This window comes from Paraburkholderia guartelaensis, assembly GCF_004353905.1.
GTDB lineage: Bacteria > Pseudomonadota > Gammaproteobacteria > Burkholderiales > Burkholderiaceae > Paraburkholderia > Paraburkholderia guartelaensis.
Genome location: NZ_SMOD01000017.1, coordinates 24,734 through 41,858 on the forward strand (window position 1 = coordinate 24,734; position 17,125 = coordinate 41,858).

General features: G+C 58.9%; 18 protein-coding genes. 7 read left to right on the top strand and 11 right to left on the bottom strand.

What is annotated here, in order from left to right; all coding sequences use genetic code 11:
- Nucleotides 1-33 precede the first annotated feature (33 nt).
- On the bottom strand, nucleotides 34-816 hold the full coding sequence (locus tag E1N52_RS22155) for a COG4705 family protein (protein ID WP_133184875.1): 783 nt from the start codon (nucleotides 814-816) through the stop codon (nucleotides 34-36).
- Between the two features lie 159 nt (nucleotides 817-975).
- The gene (locus E1N52_RS22160) at nucleotides 976-1,392 is read right to left on the bottom strand and encodes a nuclear transport factor 2 family protein (RefSeq protein WP_133184876.1); all 417 of its coding nucleotides are present in this window, start codon (nucleotides 1,390-1,392) and stop codon (nucleotides 976-978) included.
- A 257-nt stretch (nucleotides 1,393-1,649) separates the two neighbouring features.
- Between E1N52_RS22160 and E1N52_RS22165 the strand changes: the two genes are divergently transcribed.
- A complete protein-coding gene (locus E1N52_RS22165; protein WP_205965651.1) occupies nucleotides 1,650-2,591 on the top strand; it encodes a LysR family transcriptional regulator in 942 nt (313 codons plus the stop codon).
- A gap of 216 nt (nucleotides 2,592-2,807) precedes the next feature.
- On the opposite strand, the gene E1N52_RS22170 is transcribed toward E1N52_RS22165, so the two are convergent.
- Complete coding sequence (locus E1N52_RS22170) at nucleotides 2,808-3,725, bottom strand: LysR family transcriptional regulator (RefSeq protein ID WP_133184878.1); 918 nt, start codon at nucleotides 3,723-3,725, stop codon at nucleotides 2,808-2,810.
- Nucleotides 3,726-3,840: 115 nt separating this feature from the next.
- Here E1N52_RS22170 and E1N52_RS22175 point away from each other — a divergent pair, with 115 nt between their 5' ends.
- The 3 genes from E1N52_RS22175 (at nucleotide 3,841) to E1N52_RS22185 (ending at nucleotide 7,356) form a co-directional block, all read left to right on the top strand.
- Nucleotides 3,841-4,857 carry a zinc-binding dehydrogenase gene (locus E1N52_RS22175; protein ID WP_133184879.1) on the top strand — a complete coding sequence of 339 codons (1,017 nt, stop codon included), beginning with the start codon at nucleotides 3,841-3,843 and terminating at the stop codon, nucleotides 4,855-4,857.
- Nucleotides 4,858-5,092: 235 nt separating this feature from the next.
- On the top strand, nucleotides 5,093-6,067 hold the full coding sequence (locus tag E1N52_RS22180) for a LysR family transcriptional regulator (protein WP_133184880.1): 975 nt from the start codon (nucleotides 5,093-5,095) through the stop codon (nucleotides 6,065-6,067).
- Between the two features lie 785 nt (nucleotides 6,068-6,852).
- The gene (locus E1N52_RS22185) at nucleotides 6,853-7,356 is read left to right on the top strand and encodes an RNA polymerase sigma factor (protein WP_133184881.1); all 504 of its coding nucleotides are present in this window, start codon (nucleotides 6,853-6,855) and stop codon (nucleotides 7,354-7,356) included.
- Nucleotides 7,357-7,440: 84 nt separating this feature from the next.
- Here E1N52_RS22185 and E1N52_RS22190 read toward each other — a convergent pair whose 3' ends face one another.
- From E1N52_RS22190 to E1N52_RS22200, 3 genes are all read right to left on the bottom strand, one after another.
- A complete protein-coding gene (locus E1N52_RS22190; protein WP_246089170.1) occupies nucleotides 7,441-7,986 on the bottom strand; it encodes an ester cyclase in 546 nt (181 codons plus the stop codon).
- A 238-nt stretch (nucleotides 7,987-8,224) separates the two neighbouring features.
- Nucleotides 8,225-8,404 carry a hypothetical protein gene (locus E1N52_RS22195; RefSeq protein ID WP_133184882.1) on the bottom strand — a complete coding sequence of 60 codons (180 nt, stop codon included), beginning with the start codon at nucleotides 8,402-8,404 and terminating at the stop codon, nucleotides 8,225-8,227.
- Nucleotides 8,405-8,451: 47 nt separating this feature from the next.
- Entirely contained in the window at nucleotides 8,452-9,141 is a 690-nt protein-coding gene (locus E1N52_RS22200) for an SDR family NAD(P)-dependent oxidoreductase (protein ID WP_133184883.1), read from the bottom strand.
- Nucleotides 9,142-9,525: 384 nt separating this feature from the next.
- Between E1N52_RS22200 and glnA the strand changes: the two genes are divergently transcribed.
- The 3 genes from glnA to E1N52_RS22215 all read left to right on the top strand — a co-directional run bounded on the left by glnA (nucleotide 9,526) and on the right by E1N52_RS22215 (nucleotide 12,844).
- Nucleotides 9,526-10,917: a type I glutamate--ammonia ligase gene (gene glnA, locus E1N52_RS22205; protein ID WP_425468111.1), complete on the top strand. Its 1,392-nt coding sequence runs from the start codon at nucleotides 9,526-9,528 to the stop codon at nucleotides 10,915-10,917.
- 170 nt (nucleotides 10,918-11,087) lie between these two features.
- Nucleotides 11,088-11,258 (top strand): DUF3563 family protein, encoded by a 171-nt coding sequence (locus E1N52_RS22210; protein WP_133184885.1) that lies wholly within the window; start codon nucleotides 11,088-11,090, stop codon nucleotides 11,256-11,258.
- A 221-nt stretch (nucleotides 11,259-11,479) separates the two neighbouring features.
- Entirely contained in the window at nucleotides 11,480-12,844 is a 1,365-nt protein-coding gene (locus tag E1N52_RS22215; RefSeq protein ID WP_133184886.1) for an FAD-dependent oxidoreductase, read from the top strand.
- 236 nt (nucleotides 12,845-13,080) lie between these two features.
- Here E1N52_RS22215 and E1N52_RS22220 read toward each other — a convergent pair whose 3' ends face one another.
- The 5 genes from E1N52_RS22220 to E1N52_RS22240 form a co-directional block, all read right to left on the bottom strand.
- On the bottom strand, nucleotides 13,081-13,485 hold the full coding sequence (locus tag E1N52_RS22220) for a RidA family protein (RefSeq protein ID WP_133184989.1): 405 nt from the start codon (nucleotides 13,483-13,485) through the stop codon (nucleotides 13,081-13,083).
- Complete coding sequence (locus E1N52_RS22225; RefSeq protein ID WP_133184887.1) at nucleotides 13,475-14,611, bottom strand: DSD1 family PLP-dependent enzyme; 1,137 nt, start codon at nucleotides 14,609-14,611, stop codon at nucleotides 13,475-13,477. Before E1N52_RS22225 ends, E1N52_RS22220 begins: the two co-directional genes overlap by 11 nt.
- Nucleotides 14,612-14,615: 4 nt before the next feature.
- Nucleotides 14,616-15,293 (bottom strand): HAD-IA family hydrolase, encoded by a 678-nt coding sequence (locus E1N52_RS22230; RefSeq protein WP_133184888.1) that lies wholly within the window; start codon nucleotides 15,291-15,293, stop codon nucleotides 14,616-14,618.
- Between the two features lie 118 nt (nucleotides 15,294-15,411).
- The gene (locus tag E1N52_RS22235) at nucleotides 15,412-16,317 is read right to left on the bottom strand and encodes a LysR family transcriptional regulator (RefSeq protein ID WP_133184889.1); all 906 of its coding nucleotides are present in this window, start codon (nucleotides 16,315-16,317) and stop codon (nucleotides 15,412-15,414) included.
- Between the two features lie 84 nt (nucleotides 16,318-16,401).
- A complete protein-coding gene (locus E1N52_RS22240) occupies nucleotides 16,402-17,079 on the bottom strand; it encodes a TetR/AcrR family transcriptional regulator (RefSeq protein WP_133184890.1) in 678 nt (225 codons plus the stop codon).
- Nucleotides 17,080-17,125: the final 46 nt, after the last annotated feature.

Consider the following 17,125-nt stretch of genomic DNA (forward strand, 5'->3'; position numbering starts at 1 on the left):
ATCCTCGATTCGATAGTGAAAGAAACGTGACGGTCAGTCGGCGCTCTCGACGCGCGCGCGGCTACTGGCGCCGATCTGCGCGACGGCGACGAGCACGACGATCACAGTGAGGAACAGCAGGCTCGTCGAAGCGGCCCCCATGCCGAACCCGCCGTAGTTGCGCGACTGCGTGAGCAGGTCGCCGAGCGAGGCTCCGAACGGTCGCGTCAGGATGTACGCGATCCAGAACGTGAGAACCGCGTTCGCGCCGATTCTCCATGCTGTGTAGACCGCAGCCAGCAGGATGCCGAACGACATCGCGCCGAGCGAGAAGCCGAGACCCAGCGCTTCGGTCGCGAGATCGCCGGCGGCCGTGCCGAGCGCGAACGTGCAGAGGATTGCGGCCCAGTAGAACCCTTCGCGACGCGGCGTGTCGATCGCGTCGATAGCCAGGGTGCCCTCGACGCGATACCAGATCGCGAAGAATGCCGCGAGCACAATGGCGAATACGCCCGTGCTGATGTAGAGGCTGACACCGAGGCCGTCGGTGAGCAGATCGGTGATCTGCGTGCCGACGACGCTCACGAGCACGACCGTAAGCCAGTAGATCCACGGTGTGTACTTGCGCGTGCGCATCTGCAGGATGAGCGCGATCGCAAGCAGAGACGTCATCAGCGCGCGCGTTGCGCCTTGTCCCCATCCCGCGTTGACCGCGAGAAAGTCGGCGCCAGTCTCGCCGACCGTGGTCGACATGATCTTGATGATCCAGAACGCGAGAGTGATCGCGGGAACCTTGTTGAGCCAGCGAGTAGCCGGTCGATCGGATGTGTAAGTCATACGGCGACTCCTCGGAAATCGGGTGACAGGCCTGTAGTCTGACCGCTCAGACTTAGCAGATCCTTAGCCGGGTTCGAGATGCCGCCTTTGAACGTTCACCGCGATCCGATCAGGGGATGCGCCATAGCGCATGCTCTGGCGACCGCAATCGCCAATGGTTCAGGGAGTTTGATCCGCCGGAACCAGCCTCATCGCCTTACCACCTAGTTTCGGGGCGAGCTTCTGCTGGACCGCGACTACCGCCGGAAGCGGGCGCCATGCCACGGTCATGCTATCGACAAGTCCCGCATCGTTTAGATGCATGTGATCCATGCCGTCGATCACGCTGTCACCGAGTCTGATCGTGAAGACGGCAACAAAGTCAGCCCCGTCGCGCAGGAGGAGCTTCGGCTCGAAGGCGTCCACAATGCCAAGAAGTTGGGTCAGGACATTCACCACGCTCTCGATCCCTTCGAAGGGAGCGGGAGCGATTGGGCTGCGCAGGACGACGTTATCCGCCATGTGGGCCTTGGTCCCTTCGACGTCGCGTCTGCCCATGGCTTTGAGGTAAGCGTCAAGATGTTCAGTGGTGGCCATAACGATTCTCTCCTGATAGAACTGGCGCGCCGGCTAGGCGCGTTCGGTTGCCGAAACGCTGGCGCATGGGACGCTCGCTCACTCCACATAGGCGCGCCAGCACTTGAAGAAGCGCGACCGGTATCCCCCACGGGGGTAAGCCGCCTTTCAAGTCCATCGTAATGCCATTGACTCAGCGTCATTAACGGGGGTAGCGTTCACATCAGCCATGACAAAAATGTCACTAGTGAAATATCCGGGAGCCGATTGTGGAGAGTTTGAGCATGCTGGGAGGGCTAGAGGTCTTTGTCCAGACTGCGCGGACACGGAGCTTTGCCGAAGCGGGGCGAGATCTCGGCGTCTCAGCGTCAGCCGTCAGCAAAAGCATTTCCCGACTTGAAGAGCGCGTTGGCGTGCGGCTCTTTCAACGCAGCACGAGGAGCGTCCGACTTACGTCCGAAGGCGAGGTGTTCCTGGAAAGGTGCAGACGAATCATCGGGGAAGTTCAGGCCGCGGAAGATGAACTCAGCGCGATGGCACAACACCCGCGAGGGAGGCTAAGGGTCGGGCTGGCACTTTCGGCGGGGCTACCACTGCCCGTGCTTTCAGCGTTCATGGAGCGCCATCCCGAGATTGAACTCGATCTTGATTTCACTGATCGACTGGTCGATGTAATCGACGAAGGTTTTGACGTAGTTATTCGTGGGAGCGCACTTCGAGATTCGCGCCTGGTATCTCGCCCACTGGGTTCCTGGCGCGCCTGTCTGGTGGCCGCGCCGGCGTACCTGGAAAGAAACGGGACTCCTGCGAAACCGGATGATCTTTTGAATCATGCATGTCTGCACTATCGCTGGACACCTACTGGAAAACTGTATCAATGGCCGCTGCGGCATTCAACATTCACAGCAGCAGGCTCGTCGCTGCCTTTGACGATGGTGTGCAACAGCCTGGACGTCATGCTTTATTTGGCGCTGGCGGGGCGCGGGATCACATGTGTGCCGGACTTCTCTGTCAAGAACGCGATCGCAGATGGACGCCTGAAAACCGTTCTTGACAACTACGTGGCGGACTCCAACTCTATTCACGTGGTGTGGCCCAGCAATCGAAAAATGACGCCAAAGGTGCGCGTCTTCGTGGATTTTGTGCGCGCCAATTTTGGCAAGCATCTGGTCACTGAAACGGATGACCGGAAACGAAAAAGGGTTCGGTCGGACGCCTGAATACTTCTCGCCTCACGGGAGCGGTGCTCGATAGACGAACGCGACGCGGTGACCTACCGTCGTTCGTCAAGACTTCACGTCAACGGCGGCGTCCAGGGTGAACCGGCCGTCCATGCCGTGATCGAGACCGACGGCAGGTTGGCCGAAGCCCGCGACCTGCCTACGTCTCCTCGCTACCTCGGACCAGCGATTGCCCGACTCTGGACCTGGTTGCTGCTAAGGGCTGAAGTGGCCGACTCGCTCGGTACTGAAAGAGTTGACGATGAAATCGACAAAGACACGTGTCTTGGCCGAAATGAGCGTCCGTGACGCGTAGTAGAGTGAAATTGCGCCGACATCGGCGTACCAGTCCGGCAGCAGCCGAATGAGATCTCCGCGCTCCAGATCGGGCAGCACATCGAACAGTGCGATCAACGACACCCCCAAGCCGAGACGCGTGGCCTCGCGCATCGCGGCCGGATCATTCACAATAATGGTTTCGGTGAGCGTTCCCGCCATCTCGCTACCGTTGGCAGTCCGTAGCATCCAGTGACGAATCCTCCCCGTGCGCGGCGAGCGCATGACGATGCCGTTGTAGGCCGCGAGTCCTGAGGGATCGGTCGGTAGCGATCGGCTGGACATGTAGGCCGGAGAGGCCACGGCAACGCCATGCACCGGAGCGAGCGTGCGCGCTACGAGACCGGGCGCGAGATCGAAGCCACCGCCGATGGCAGCGTCGTAGTTCTCGGCGATCAGATCCACTGGCCGGTTTTCGAAGTGCCACTCCGGGCGGATTCGCGGGTACTTCGCCAGAAAGGCCGGCAATAAGGGCAGGACTTGCGTGATGCCAAATGTCGGGGGCATGCTGACTTTCAGGACACCCGCCGGCTCGCTGCTTTGCGCTGCCGCTTCGGCAATGGCGGCCTGGAGTGCGTCGAGATTGCCGCCGATCGACATCAGGAACCGTTCGCCGGCTTCCGTGAGCGCGAGTTTGCGGGTCGATCGTTGAAAGAGCCGTACTCCGAGATTGCGTTCGAGCATCGCCACGTTTCGGCTGACCGCGGCCGCAGTCAATCCCAGCCTGCGCCCAGCTTCCGCAAAACTGCCGCCTTCAGCGGCTCTCACGAACGATTCGAGGTTCGCCAGAGTTTCCATATACAGCGTTGATCCTCAACGTTTGCTTGAAGCCAGAACAAGACAATACCCCCTAATCTCGATGCAATAAAGTGCCTAATCTCACTCCCGACGACCTCAACCAGGAGTGAAATTAATGAAAGCTATTGTTCTTACCCGCTTCGGCGAGCCGGAAAAAGTTCTTGAACTGAAGACGCTGCCTGATCCGACGCCACCCGGGCCTGGCGAAGTCGTGGTTCGCGTGACCAAGCGTCAGCTTCATCCCGGCAATCTCGCGATGGTCCGAGGCAAGTTCAATATCCCGCTGCCGGAAGACGGATTCCTGATCCCGGGTGGTGATGGTATGGGCATCGTCGAGGCCGTAGGCGAAGGCGTGAATTCCGCCAGTGTGAAGCCGGGCACGCGCGTGATCTTCAATCCGAGCCCGGGCGCCTGGGCAGAGCGTCTCAAGGCGCGCGCCGAGCTTGTGACACCCATCCCGGATGATTTGCCCGATGCTATCGCTGCCCAGATGCTCCCTAACGCTGTGATTGCGCTCATGCTGCTGAGGGCAGCACAACGCGCAGTACCGGACGCCGGTCGTGAGATACCGATTCTTTTGAATGCGGCGGGCTCTTCGGTAGCACGCTTTCTGACGATTGCGGCCCGCAGCCGCGGGTTGAACGTGGTGGGCACGGTTCGAAGCAGTATTGGGGCGGAAATCCTCTCAGCAAGGTTCCCGGATTTGCCGGTGATTTCGACGGCCGATCCGGACTGGCTCGACCAGGTTCGCCGTGCCACGGGAGGGCGGCCGCTTCAGGTCATCATGGATCCGGTGGGCGGAGCGATGGTGAGCGATCTGGTTTCGCTGCTCGGCGACGGCGGAGCCCTGTTGTTTTACGGCGGGATGTCCCCGGAACCCATCACATTCCCGTCTGGCGGGCTGGCGCATCACGAGATCATGTTCAATGGCGTGTCGTCTTCGCGCTGGGTGCAGACCACGTCGGCCGAACAGCGTCGTGAGGATGTGGCCGAGGCCATCGGGATCGGCCGCACCGCGCCCGAGCAGTTCGAGGTGGCGGCCGATTACGATCTGGCCCGCTTCGCCGATGCGATCGAGCATCTTGAGCGTGCATATCGCAACGGAGCAATCCTTCTCAGCTCGGATTCGTAACGTCCCCGGCCGAAGCAGGCGTCTCACAGGAACGTGACACGTCGCTTCTTCCGGTACCCCGATCCAGCCGCTAGAGATTTGAATCATGCAATGTACGGGGCACATAATCGATACGTCGATCAACTGATGATGATGGATACGTGCGGCCAGACTTTCGCTCGACAGGACCACAGGTGGAGGCGAAAAAGACGCAAGAGTAGAATGAGTCTCCTGCAACTGAAGTCAGGTCAGCAGAATGAACCTCGCGCGAATCGACCTCAACCTATTGCGGGTATTCGATGCGGTATTTGAAGATCGCAATCTAATTCGCGCAGGGAAGCGGCTGAACCTTAGTCACTCAGCTATCAGTCACGCGCTTGGAAGATTACGAGACGTGCTGGAGGACGATCTCTTCATCCGGACAGCGAAGGGAATGGAACCTACGGCACGGTCCGTAGCAATGGCGGCGGGCATTCGCCACGCGTTACTCCAGATTCAGGGCGCGTTGGGCGACGAGCCCTTCGTAGCGCATCTGGCCACCCGCGAATTCGTTCTGGCAGCGAATGATTACATCACAATAGTTCTGCTAAGCCAGTTGAGCCGGAAACTGTTCGTCGAAAGTCCACTCGTCAATCTGGTGGTGCGACCTTCCACGCGGCTTGATCTGGCGGGTCAGCTCGATATCGGTCGAATCGATATTGCCATAGGGACCTTTGCGGACGTTCCCCCGCGATTCCAGTCGATGCCGATATGGAAGCAAACAGAATCGATACTTGTTCATAGAAGTCATCCGATAGGCGGTAACCGCGCAGTGACGGAGGAGGATCTTCTAACGTTTCCGCTGGTCGTGACGTCCCTCGGTGGATCCGAAGAGGGCGCCGTGGACGGGTTCATCGTTGAGCGAGGTCTCGCGCGGCAATCTGAAATGTTTGACCGTCAGGCGTTGGAGCAGGCATATGGCGGGGGATCGCGTTCGCCACGGTTACGAGTTTGCGTCGCGCATTCGCTTGCCATTCCTGCATTGCTGCGCAATAGCGAAATGCTCGCGCTGATGCCGTCTCCCCTTGCGAGTGAATTCGAGAAACTGGGGGAGTTCCGTGCGTTTCAAACGCCTTATCCCACTCGTGGCGCCTCCGTCGTGGCCGTTTGGCACAGCCGGAACGAACACGATCCCGCACTTAAGTGGCTAAGAGCACAAATTCTTGATGTGGCAGAACACATCAAAAGTTAATGTCACTTGTGCGTCGTTCGTCGATGGGCCGAACGAATAGGCGTTCACTGTTCAAACTTCAAGTGAAGTTATCAATCGGCGGGGGTCCGCCTCCGCGTCGAATGCTGTAAACCCCTTCGCCATTTTTTCGCGCGCTCGAAAGCGCGGCGTGTCGAACACCAGACGGGCAGCACGACGCACGCTCTCTGGGTCTGCCCGGCTCGGGTCCAGATCGACACCGACGCCGGACAATTGTCGTCACGAGCATGATCACATCAGATTCGTTGGCGAGCCCAATTAGGGCCGGTCCAACCAACTGGCCGGAATCGCGTTCAATCGGTTATTGCACAAATTTCAATTCGAACGACAAGAAGACTATGAGAACATTCCCTTCGATAGTCGATTGATCGTATGCCGAAGTGATTATCGGCGTTTCGCTCCGCTGATGACGCTATGGGTGCTTGATGAGCAGGTCTCCGCCTGCACGCACGCAAATCCAATTGAAGACGAGCGCTCAAATCCTGAAGCATTTCGTGGCTATGCGCCGCTATCACCGCATAGCCGGCGAACGTTGTCTCCATTGTCTTCCAGGCAAGTGGCGACTGTTCGCCGATTCGGAACCTTCATGGGTTCCCCTACCGCGATGGGAACACCGCGAACACGGAAAGACACATGCACAGCAAGTCCGCCTCATTTCGTCACTCGCTCTGCCGCAAGCGTCACATCGAAATAATGGCCTTGTGGCGCGCCGGGGCAAAGTGTCAAACGTGGCCAACGTGCCCTGCAGACGTGTGGAGTTGCATCAAATGAGCAGTACAGACTTACCCAACATGCTCCCTGCGATGCTCCCGCGTCTCTGGGCATTTGCGCTACGCCTCACTCGCGACAGGCATGACGCTGAGGATCTGGTTCAACGCGCGTGTGTCCGGGCGTTGGAGCGCGTGGATCAACTTCAGCCGGAAACTGCGCCGCTGAGCTGGATGTTTTCGATCGTCCACACGACCTGGATCAACGAACTGCAGGCCCGCAATGTACGCGATCGATCCAGCGCTGAATGGGATGAGAGTCGTATCCAGAACGTTCCTGACCAATCGGTAAGGACACCAGAGGAGGTGCTAATGAGCAGGCAGATTATCGGGGCGGTGATGCGACTGCCGGAGGCGCAACGCGCAGTGATGCTGCTGATTGCCCTTGAGGGCATGAGTTACGCAGAAACGGCCGAGATTCTCAACGTGCCGATTGGAACGGTGATGAGCCGGCTGTCGCGGGCACGGCAGACAATTGGTGAGGGCTTCACGAGTGGCCGGTAAAATCGCGGCCACGGAAATCTTTTCTGGCGATGAATGTACTGAGACTTCCCGACAGAGTATTTCGCGTGGCCGCGGCCTCCTTGATTAAAGCGGCTTGCCTTCGCTCGTCTTCCACTCTGGCATGAGCGTATTGGCAGGCAAAGCAGGATTGAGGACTTTTCGCGCAACCTCAACACCCGCTACTGGCAAGCCGACGCGATCCAGCAGGCCAACCTGAACCAGCACCGAGGCCTGATCCCAATAGATATGTTCCCTGGCGAGACGTCCCTCTTCGAAGCGCGCGATGATCACAGCAGCGACCTCGATGCGTTTTCCAGTTGGAGGAACGCCGGGCAGAAAGTAGTCCATCTCGGACGAATGTGTGAAGGTGATCACCATCTCGTCAACGATCTGGTCTTCGCCGATCGTCCGGCTGACGGGGATAATCTCCATATCGGCTGGATTCACATTGAGGAAGTGATACTTGTAGAATCGGCGCAGTTCCGCGGAACCGTCACCACCCGTCAACGTTGGAACATGATTGACGTAAGGTGTGTCCGTCATGACGGACATTGCTGAATCCAGGTCGTGCGCCACCATCTCACTTTGAACATGGTGTTCCCAATTAGCTACTCGAGGATCTGCTTTCAATTTTCATCCTTTGACAAATGCGTAGTCGAACGCAGCTTCTTTCGCGACGGCCGGTGATACGTCCTTTTGTATCGCCAACACATCTGGAAGAGGCTACATCTTGGATAACAGTCGGATTTGCAGACTTATTCCGGTGGCGCGCCATTGGCGAACCCCGCGCTTCTGTGATGAAAGTTATTGAATACGGAGCGGGAACTAACACTGGACATCGAAGCGAACCAGGTGCTCGGAGAGCATTTCACACAATGCGACTCGCTGGCCGTCCGGTTCCAACATCGTGCAGGAACCGTTCGAGAATGCGATCGAAATCGTCCAGCGCTTCCCAGAACGAGGCGTGTCCAAGGGCCGCCATGCGATGACAACGTCCCTCCCACAAATTTCCATAGGCGACGGAGTCGACATGGTCGAGATCGATCATTCGATCTTCTGCACCATTCACGACTGCGAGAGGAACCGGGGATCTCTTTACGGCCAGTTCAATTGATGCGTAACAGTAACGACAGTAAAAACCTCGTCTGCCGGGATGACGGCGCCTGTCGTAACGTCGGAGTCGGTCAGGTGCAGCACAGCGCCGACGATTTTCTGAGTGGTATTGACGTTGGCGGCTGCCACAGCGTTGACCTTCACGTTGTGCGTGTCGAGCTCGGTGGCGAGTGAGCGTGTGGCATGATGAATCCCGCCCGATATTAGCGACGGAATGAAAGCTGGCATGTTGCCTTCCGGCCGTACGCTGACGTTTGCGGTAATAGTGACGATATGGCCTTGCCTGTTTGCGGCCATATGCTTCGCAGCCTGCTGAGAAGGGAAGATGAATCCCCGCAGACTCGTATCGACCATGTTTTCGATGTCTTCGGCCGTATAGTCCATCAACTGTTTGGTGACGAAGACACTGGCGTTGTTGATCAGAATATCGACCTTGCCGAAGCGCTCGATCGCCCCGTCGATCAATGCCCTGGCGATCGCTGGTTTAGCGATGTCACCTGCCATAAAGGAAACGCGATCCGGATTGCCTAGCCTCGCTGCCACGCGCGAGCGCTCGGGCGTGTATGCAATGCCCACGACGTTATAGCCGCGCTTGAGATAGGCATCTGCAACTGCGAGGCCGATACCGTTTGATATGCCCGTGACGATCACGGTTTTATTCCCGATGCTCATTCATTCCTCGCCGAAATAGTGTCAAGGGAAAGGAATCTATGCGACTTCATCGCGCGTTTGCGCGACGGTTCTATCCCGCTCAACGCATTGGATTCGTGGAATTCGTTAAGGATTACGCACTTAAAAGAACAGTTGTTCACGCCGCTTATTCCAGTAGCAATGTTGTACGCAACCGTTGGTCACGTCCGGCAACAGGTATCGGTGTACAGACAATTCATCAACGCTCGATCTAAGCTTTCGCGCCTGGAATAGTTCGAGGGGTCGACTGTTTTGTGAATCAGGACACGGAGGAAGCCACCTCGTCGGCGAACACCCGCGCGGTGACCAGCTCGGTAGTAGAGGAGTCTTTTACACATTCAAGGGACAGACATGATTTCGGCAGTTATGGAACGAATCACCGAAGACGACGTGAAATTCGTCGATCTCCGCTTTACAGACACACGCGGCAAGGAGCAACACGTTACGGTGCCGGTTTCGGCATTCGACGAGGAGAAGTTCAGGAGCGGCCATGCGTTCGACGGTTCGTCGATCGCCGGCTGGAAGGGCATCGAAGCCTCGGACATGCTGCTCGTGCCGGATCCGAACACGGCCTTCATCGACCCGTTCTACGAAGAGTCGACGCTCGTGCTGACCTGCGACGTGGTCGAGCCGGCCGACGGCAAGGGCTACGAGCGCGACCCGCGCTCGCTCGCCAGGCGCGCTGAAGCCTACCTGAAGAGCACGGGTCTGGGCGACACCGCCTTCTTCGGTCCGGAGCCGGAATTCTTCATTTTCGATTCGGTCCAGTGGAACACGGATCAGTCGGGCTGCTTCGTGAAGATCGGCTCGGATGAAGCACCGTGGTCGTCGGGCCGCGAAATCGAAGGCGGCAACACGGGTCACCGTCCGGGCACGAAGGGCGGCTACTTTCCGGTCGCGCCGGTCGACACGTTCCAGGACATCCGCTCGGAAATGTGTCTGCTGCTCGAGCAGATCGGCATTCCGGTCGAAGTGCACCACCACGAAGTGGCGGGCCAGGGCCAGAACGAAATCGGCACGAAGTTCTCGACGCTGGTTCAGCGCGCAGACTGGACGCAGCAACTGAAGTACATCGTCCACAACGTGGCGCACACGTACGGCAAGACGGCGACGTTCATGCCGAAGCCGGTCGTCGGCGACAACGGTTCGGGCATGCACGTTCACCAGTCGATCTGGAAGGACGGCCAGAACCTGTTCGCGGGTAACGGCTACGCAGGCCTGTCGGAATTCGCGCTGTTCTACATCGGCGGCATCATCAAGCACGCTCGCGCGCTGAACGCCATCACGAACCCGGGTACGAACTCGTACAAGCGTCTCGTTCCGCACTTCGAAGCGCCGGTCAAGCTCGCTTACTCGGCACGCAACCGTTCGGCATCGATCCGTATTCCGCACGTGTCGAACCCGAAGGGCCGCCGTATCGAAACGCGCTTCCCGGATCCGCTCGCCAACCCGTACCTGTGCTTCTCGGCACTGATGATGGCGGGTCTCGACGGCGTGCAGAACAAGATCCACCCGGGCGAAGCCGCCGACAAGAACCTGTACGACCTGCCGCCGGAAGAGGATGCAAAGATCCCGACCGTTTGCGCCGGCCTCGACCAGGCTCTCGAAGCGCTCGACAAGGATCGCGAGTTCCTGACGCGCGGTGGTGTGTTCACCGACGGCATGATCGACGCGTACCTCGCGCTGAAGGAAAGCGAACTGCAGCGCGTGCGTATGACCACGCACCCGGTCGAGTTCGAACTGTACTACTCGCTCTAACGCATCTAGCAGGCGATCAGGTAACACGAATTCTGTTTAATCAATATCGCACACCATGGTAATAAATTAGTGTTCCTAATGTATGCAATGCATCAAATGACCGCATAACCAATTCATTGACCACGCCACGGCGTTGCGTCAACGAGAACGGTATTTTTCTGGAGATAACCATGTCATTCATCATGTGCTTCGCTTTCCTTTTCGAGCACATTGGCTACTTGTTCGAGCGCGCGGAACGACGCCGCCGAGATGAGTATCTTGCGGGCGCCCGAGATCTGATCGAACTCGAACTCCGCATGCGTTCACTTGAAAGGGATGGTTATCCGCAATCACATGGGTAATGCTCAAGAGAAATTTTTAGAGTGATGCACTCATAGCACTCATTCCCGCGAATCCGCCTTCATTGCTAGTCGATCCCTTGGCGGGATTGGGAATAAACACATCTACATGGCAGTTTTGAACTTACGTCCCGTCATTGCGGACTACGTGTTCGCAATGCTTTCCGTGATGCGGCGTCCACCGATGTGATGCCCTATTTCAGATAACCGTTTCAGGAGTTACGATGTCGAATCGATATTTTGGTAATCGAGCCGTTGTCATTGGCGCGGGAATGGGGGGGCTGCCCGCCGCACAGGTGCTGGCCAGCTACTTCAAGGAAGTTGTCGTACTTGAACGGGATATCCTTCCCACTGACGCAACGCCGAGACCCGGTGTACCACAAGGTAAGCATCCGCATGGCTTGCTTGCCGGCGGCCTCAAAGCGCTGTCCGATCTGTTTCCGGACTTTTCATCAACGCTTGTGCAGGCTGGCGCCTATTCGCTCGACTCTGGTCGCGAGGTTTGCCACGAGTATCCGGGGCAGGAACCGTTGCCGATCCGCAGTCTCGGCGTCGCCACCTTTACGATGACGCGCCCGTTGCTCGAACTTGCCGTGCGCCGTCGTGTGCAGGAAAACGCGAATGTTGTCTTCCGCGATGGATGCCGTGTCGTCGCCCTCGGCGCCACGCCCGACGGCAATGCGGTCGCCTCGGCGATCTACAAGACCCTATCCGGCGAGCTCGAAGTATTACCCGCTGATCTCATCGTCGACGCATCGGGACGCGGAAAGCTAACGCTGGACTTCCTGAAATACATTGGCCACCCGATGCCGGAGGAGACGGTCATTGGCGTGGATTTCGGTTACTCGACTGCGGTCTATACGATTCCACCCGATGCGACGCCCGCGAGGAAGGTCATGATCACGATGCCCAGAGCGCCGGGGGAAAGTCGCACGGGCATTGTTCTGCTCCGTGAGGACGGCAAATGGTTCGCGGCGCTGGGAGGACGGGGCGCTGATACGCCGCCCGCCGACAGCGCGGCATTCACGGCCTACGCTGCGAGCCTCCCGACGTCCAGCGTGTATGATGCGATCAAATACGCAACGCAGCACGGCGGCATCGAGCGGTTCGCCTTTCCCGAAAGCCGTCGACTTCACTTCAGCACCGACAATTTTCCTCGCGGACTGATTCCGATCGCCGATTCAGTTTGCCGCTTCAACCCAGTCTACGGACAGGGGATGAGCGCCGCGGCGCAGGAAGCCGTCGTGCTGCGAGACCTGCTCGAGGCGCACGCCGGTGATGCCGATCCCCTTGCCGCACTGAGCGGGGAGTTTCTGTCTGCTATCGATTCGATCATCGAGAATCCGTGGTCGCTGGCGGCGCTTCCAGATCTGGCGTATCCCGACGCGCGGGGCAAGCGTCCACCCAATCTGGAGAAATTGATCGAGCATCACATGGCGATCACTAAGGCGGCGCACCACGATCCCGACATCCACAAACAGCTGATTGAGGTGTTGAATCTGCTTAAGCCGGTCAGCGCACTACAGGCGATCGAGATCGTGGAGAAAGTGACCGGAGAAGAAGTCCAGAATCCGACGGCGTCCGCATGACGAGGAGGCGCGCCGGCCACATGGCTGGCGCGCAGATCTACGCCTAAAGATTTGGGAGGCGTGAGCTGAGAGGAAGCGCTGATCGTTTCGCGATCGTCGAGCCGTTGCTAGACGAAAGGTGTGCTTCGAGCGTCAGGCGAATGGGCCAAATCGACCCTGCTCATTCAATCACTCTCGCGGCTGGCGGTCAGCTTCCAGGCAGGCTCCCGCCATTCGTGCCATGAGCCCAAGCATCCTTACAGCATTGCCGTCGCTTCGATCTCGATCTTGAAGCCGAAGTGGAGCGGCCCTGTCGGCACGATTGTGCGTGCCGGCCGCGCCTCACCCGCCCAAGCCGAGTAGATCTGATTGAAACTCGGCCAATGCTCGATATCGTCGAGATAGACGCGAACCTGAACCAATTGCGCGATGCTGCTGCCTGCGCCTTCCAGCGCGACCTTGAGATTCGCCAGCACCTGCTCTGCCTGCACCTCGAACGACGCGTCCGTCAGCTTTTGGCCCTGCGTGTCGATCGGCAACTGACCGGACACGAATACCAGTCCGTTTGCGATCGCCACGTGACTATAGTGGCCCCCCGGGGGACGTAGATTCACCGGGTTTTCCGTGCGCGGCAATCGCGTGCCCGATTCGTTACCAGCCATGAAAGCGGCTCCATGCGGTTGTTTCGCCATCTGCGGATAGCGCGTGATACTCCGGGAACTGCGTACCCGTCGCGCAGGCGTGATTGGGCAGGATACGCAGCTTCGTTCCGATCGGAAAGCGCGTCGACAGACTCGTAGTTTGCTGAGTCCCATGAGCGGGCGACAGAATGCCGTGCTCCTGGTTTGCGCCGCTCAAAACCCAGTCGGTCAAGGGCGTGCCGTCGAGGCTGCAGGGCAGACCATATCCGAAATCTTCCGCCTGCCGCGACGTCCCGCGGTCGCGGCTCATCGCCATCCAGCCTGCGTCCACAATCACCCAGTCCTTTTCCGGCTGATGGCCGATGACCGTCGTGAGCACGCTCAAAGCGATGTCATCGGTTGAGCATACGCCGATGTTGCGCATCACGAGATCGAAAAAGACGTAGACACCCGCGCGCACCTCGGATACGCCATCGAGTTTCCCGGCGGACAGCGCGGTGGGTGTGGAACCGACGCTCACCGCGTCACAAGGGAGGCCCGCGTCACGCAGCCGTTGCGCCGCGCGGACACAGCCCGAGCGTTCCTGCTCGGCGAGCGCAGACAGCGCGTCAGGCGTGTGAAGCTCGTAGCTGGATCCCGCGTGCGTCATCACGCCGCCGAGCTTGACGCCGCTGTCGTGCAGGATGCGCCCGACCTCCAGCAACGCATCCTGCTCCGGCGCGATGCCTGAGCGATGCCCATCTGTGTCCACCTCGATCCAGACTTCGAAGGCTTCCTGCTGCGCGGCGCAGAACTTCGCGACTTCTACCGCCGCGCGCGTGTTATCCACCACCAGCTTCAGATCGCAGCCTCGTTGTCTGAGCGCCATCGCTCTTGGCAGCTTCGACGGCGCGATACTGACCGCGTAGAGAATATCCGTCACGCCAGCCGCAAAGAACGCTTCCGCTTCCTTCAGCGTCGACACCGTGATGCCGTTCGCGCCGGCCGCCAATTGCGCCCGCACGACCTCCAGACATTTGGTCGTTTTCACGTGCGGGCGGAACCTGACGCCGAGCGCGTTCATGCGCGACTGCATGCGCGCAATATTCCTGTTCATCCGCGGGATATCGATCAGGGCCGCGGGGGTATCGAGTTGATCAAGTTTCATGATTTCAGGCGTGCGAGTTGTTGTGCGCCGAAACGTCAAACCGGCTGCACCAGGGCACAAGTGCGTCCAGTGTCGGCGCCTCGATTTCAGGAGGCAGGGCACCTTCTACCAATGGCAGGGCAACCCGGTTGTGCCAATAAGTCCGCAAGCCGACCGAGGCGGTGCCGAACATGTCATAGCTCGATCCGGCGACGAAGACGGCTTCCGAAGCCGTCACGCCGAGCACGTCGAGCGCCAGGCGATAGGGCGTCGGATCGGGTTTGTATGTGCCGGCTTCTTCGGCGGTGATCACCGCATCCCATTCGACGGGAATGATTCCTGCCGCCTGGCGGCCAAGCCGTATCGAGCAGTTGGTTACGATGGCGATCTTGCAATGCGGTTGAAGCTGTTGCAATGCCTCGACGGCACCGCTCCACGGGATCAGTTGAAGCCAGTCTGCCTCAAGCGCGAGTGCAGCGGATTCGGGCAAGCCAACGTGCGCAGCGGACTGCTTTACCAGCTGTTCGTAAGGGACATAGCGCCCGCACCCGTAGGTCAGACGCAAATACTCGGCGCGCCACGCACGCCCCGCCTGTTCCGAGCCTGCGGAACGGTTCCAGAGCGTCCACGAGTCGAGCAGTGCAGTCAGGAGATCGAAAAGGACCGCCTTCGGATAGCCGGTCGTTGAAGATGGATTGCTCATGAGCGAGGCCTCCACGCGTTTCGTTCATGGCATCAAGTATAGAGTTCGATCAGGCGCCGGGAATTCAGTTTCACGAAATCAATCATTCAGAAGGATTGAATGTCGTTCGAGGTGAAGGCTAGCTTCGCCACGGCGGCTGTGGTCGAAACTGTGCCTGCAGATACTGCATGAATTGCCGGGTGCGGGCAGGTAATCCGGCGCGATTGTTGGTGAGCGCGATCACATCGGCGTCGTGTGCCTTCCATGCTGGGAGCAGCCGTACGAGGTTTCCCTTCGCGATATCGCCGGCAACGTCCCATTCTGAACGGAGAATGACGCCGCGGCCCTCACACGCCCATTGGCGAATCACCTCGCCATCGTTGCAGGTCAACTTCGACGACACGCGGACGCTGCGCGCCGTACGGCCCTTACGGAACTGCCAGAGCGATGCATCTTCGTTGTTCTCTCGCAGCACGATACAGGGCAGTTGAGCCAGATCGTCAGGGGTTTCCGGGCTCGGAAAGCGCTTTAGAAACGCTGGGGATGCACACACGAAGCGTGCATTCGGTGCAATCGCATAGCCGATCAAGTTCGACGCAGGCAATTCGCCGATATGAACCACGATGTCATAGCGGTCGGCGGAATCGGTCAATGGTTGATCGGTGAGCGTCAACTCGATGTCGACGTCGGGGTTGTCTTGCTGGAAGCCGGACACGACGGAAGCGAGATAGCGCCGCCCGAAACCTAGCGGTGCGCGAACCCGCACGGTGCCGACGAGCCCACCACGGCGTGCGCGCAAATCCTCGAACAGCGTGTCGAACTGTGTCACCAGGTGTGCGCCGCGTTGACACAGCAACATTCCCTCTTCCGTGAATCGCAAGCGGCGAGCGCTGCGGTCGACGAGGCGGATATCGAGTTTCCTTTCGATCTGCTGCAGCCGCTGCGTGACCGCCGGCGGCGAAAGCCCAAGCTTTCTCGCTGCCGCAACGAGGCTGCCGGTTTCCTGTATGGTCAGCAGGAAGCGAACGTCATTTGAGTCGCTCATGTCGGTCTCGTCGCAGTTGCGGCTGCGGTTGTTGTTCGGTGGGCCCGCGGCGGGAGGGACGCAGCGGGATCGCCGCGATGCGATTCATTGGACTCGATATCGCGCCAGGAAAGTGCAAACGGCGCTCTCGACGATGCGTTCTACCTGATCGTCGGACAGGGCGTAGTCTGTTTGCATCAGGCGAGGATAGAAAACGGTCTCGCCCAGCATGCCGATGAACTCTGCGCGCGCGAGCTGCACGTCGGCAACACGCAGCTCGCCTTCGTCAACGCGCCTTTGCAACCAGGCGTCCGTAATATCACTGAACAAATGCTTCGCGAGTTGAAAGCGGGCGCCCACCGCGGGAAAGTTTCGCACTTGACCAATGATCAGGCGCATCGCCGAAATCAACCGCGCATTCGAAACGAGCTCGCAGAATGCGCGCCCAATTTCGCGCAGCCCAGGTTCGACGTCGTCGGGCACGACGTGATCTTTCCAGCTTGAGAATAGCTGATGGATCAGATGGTCCACCGCTTCGACGAACAGCGTTTCCTTGCTGGGAAAATGTTTGTACAGGGTCGCGTATGACACTGTCGCGCGATCGCCAATGGAATCCATCGTGGCCGCGTCATATCCGCTTTCCAGGAACGTTGCGATTGCAACCTCCAGGATCAGCGCGCGCTTTTCCCTGCTAACGCGCTGCTGATATCCCTCTACGCCGTTCGTCGAGGAAGCCTCTCCCCGCGAGATGGGCTTCTTCCTTCCTGTCTTCGCTATTTCCACTCACTAGCTCCAAAACTATCGATCTGAAAGGCATTCTGCCCCCCGT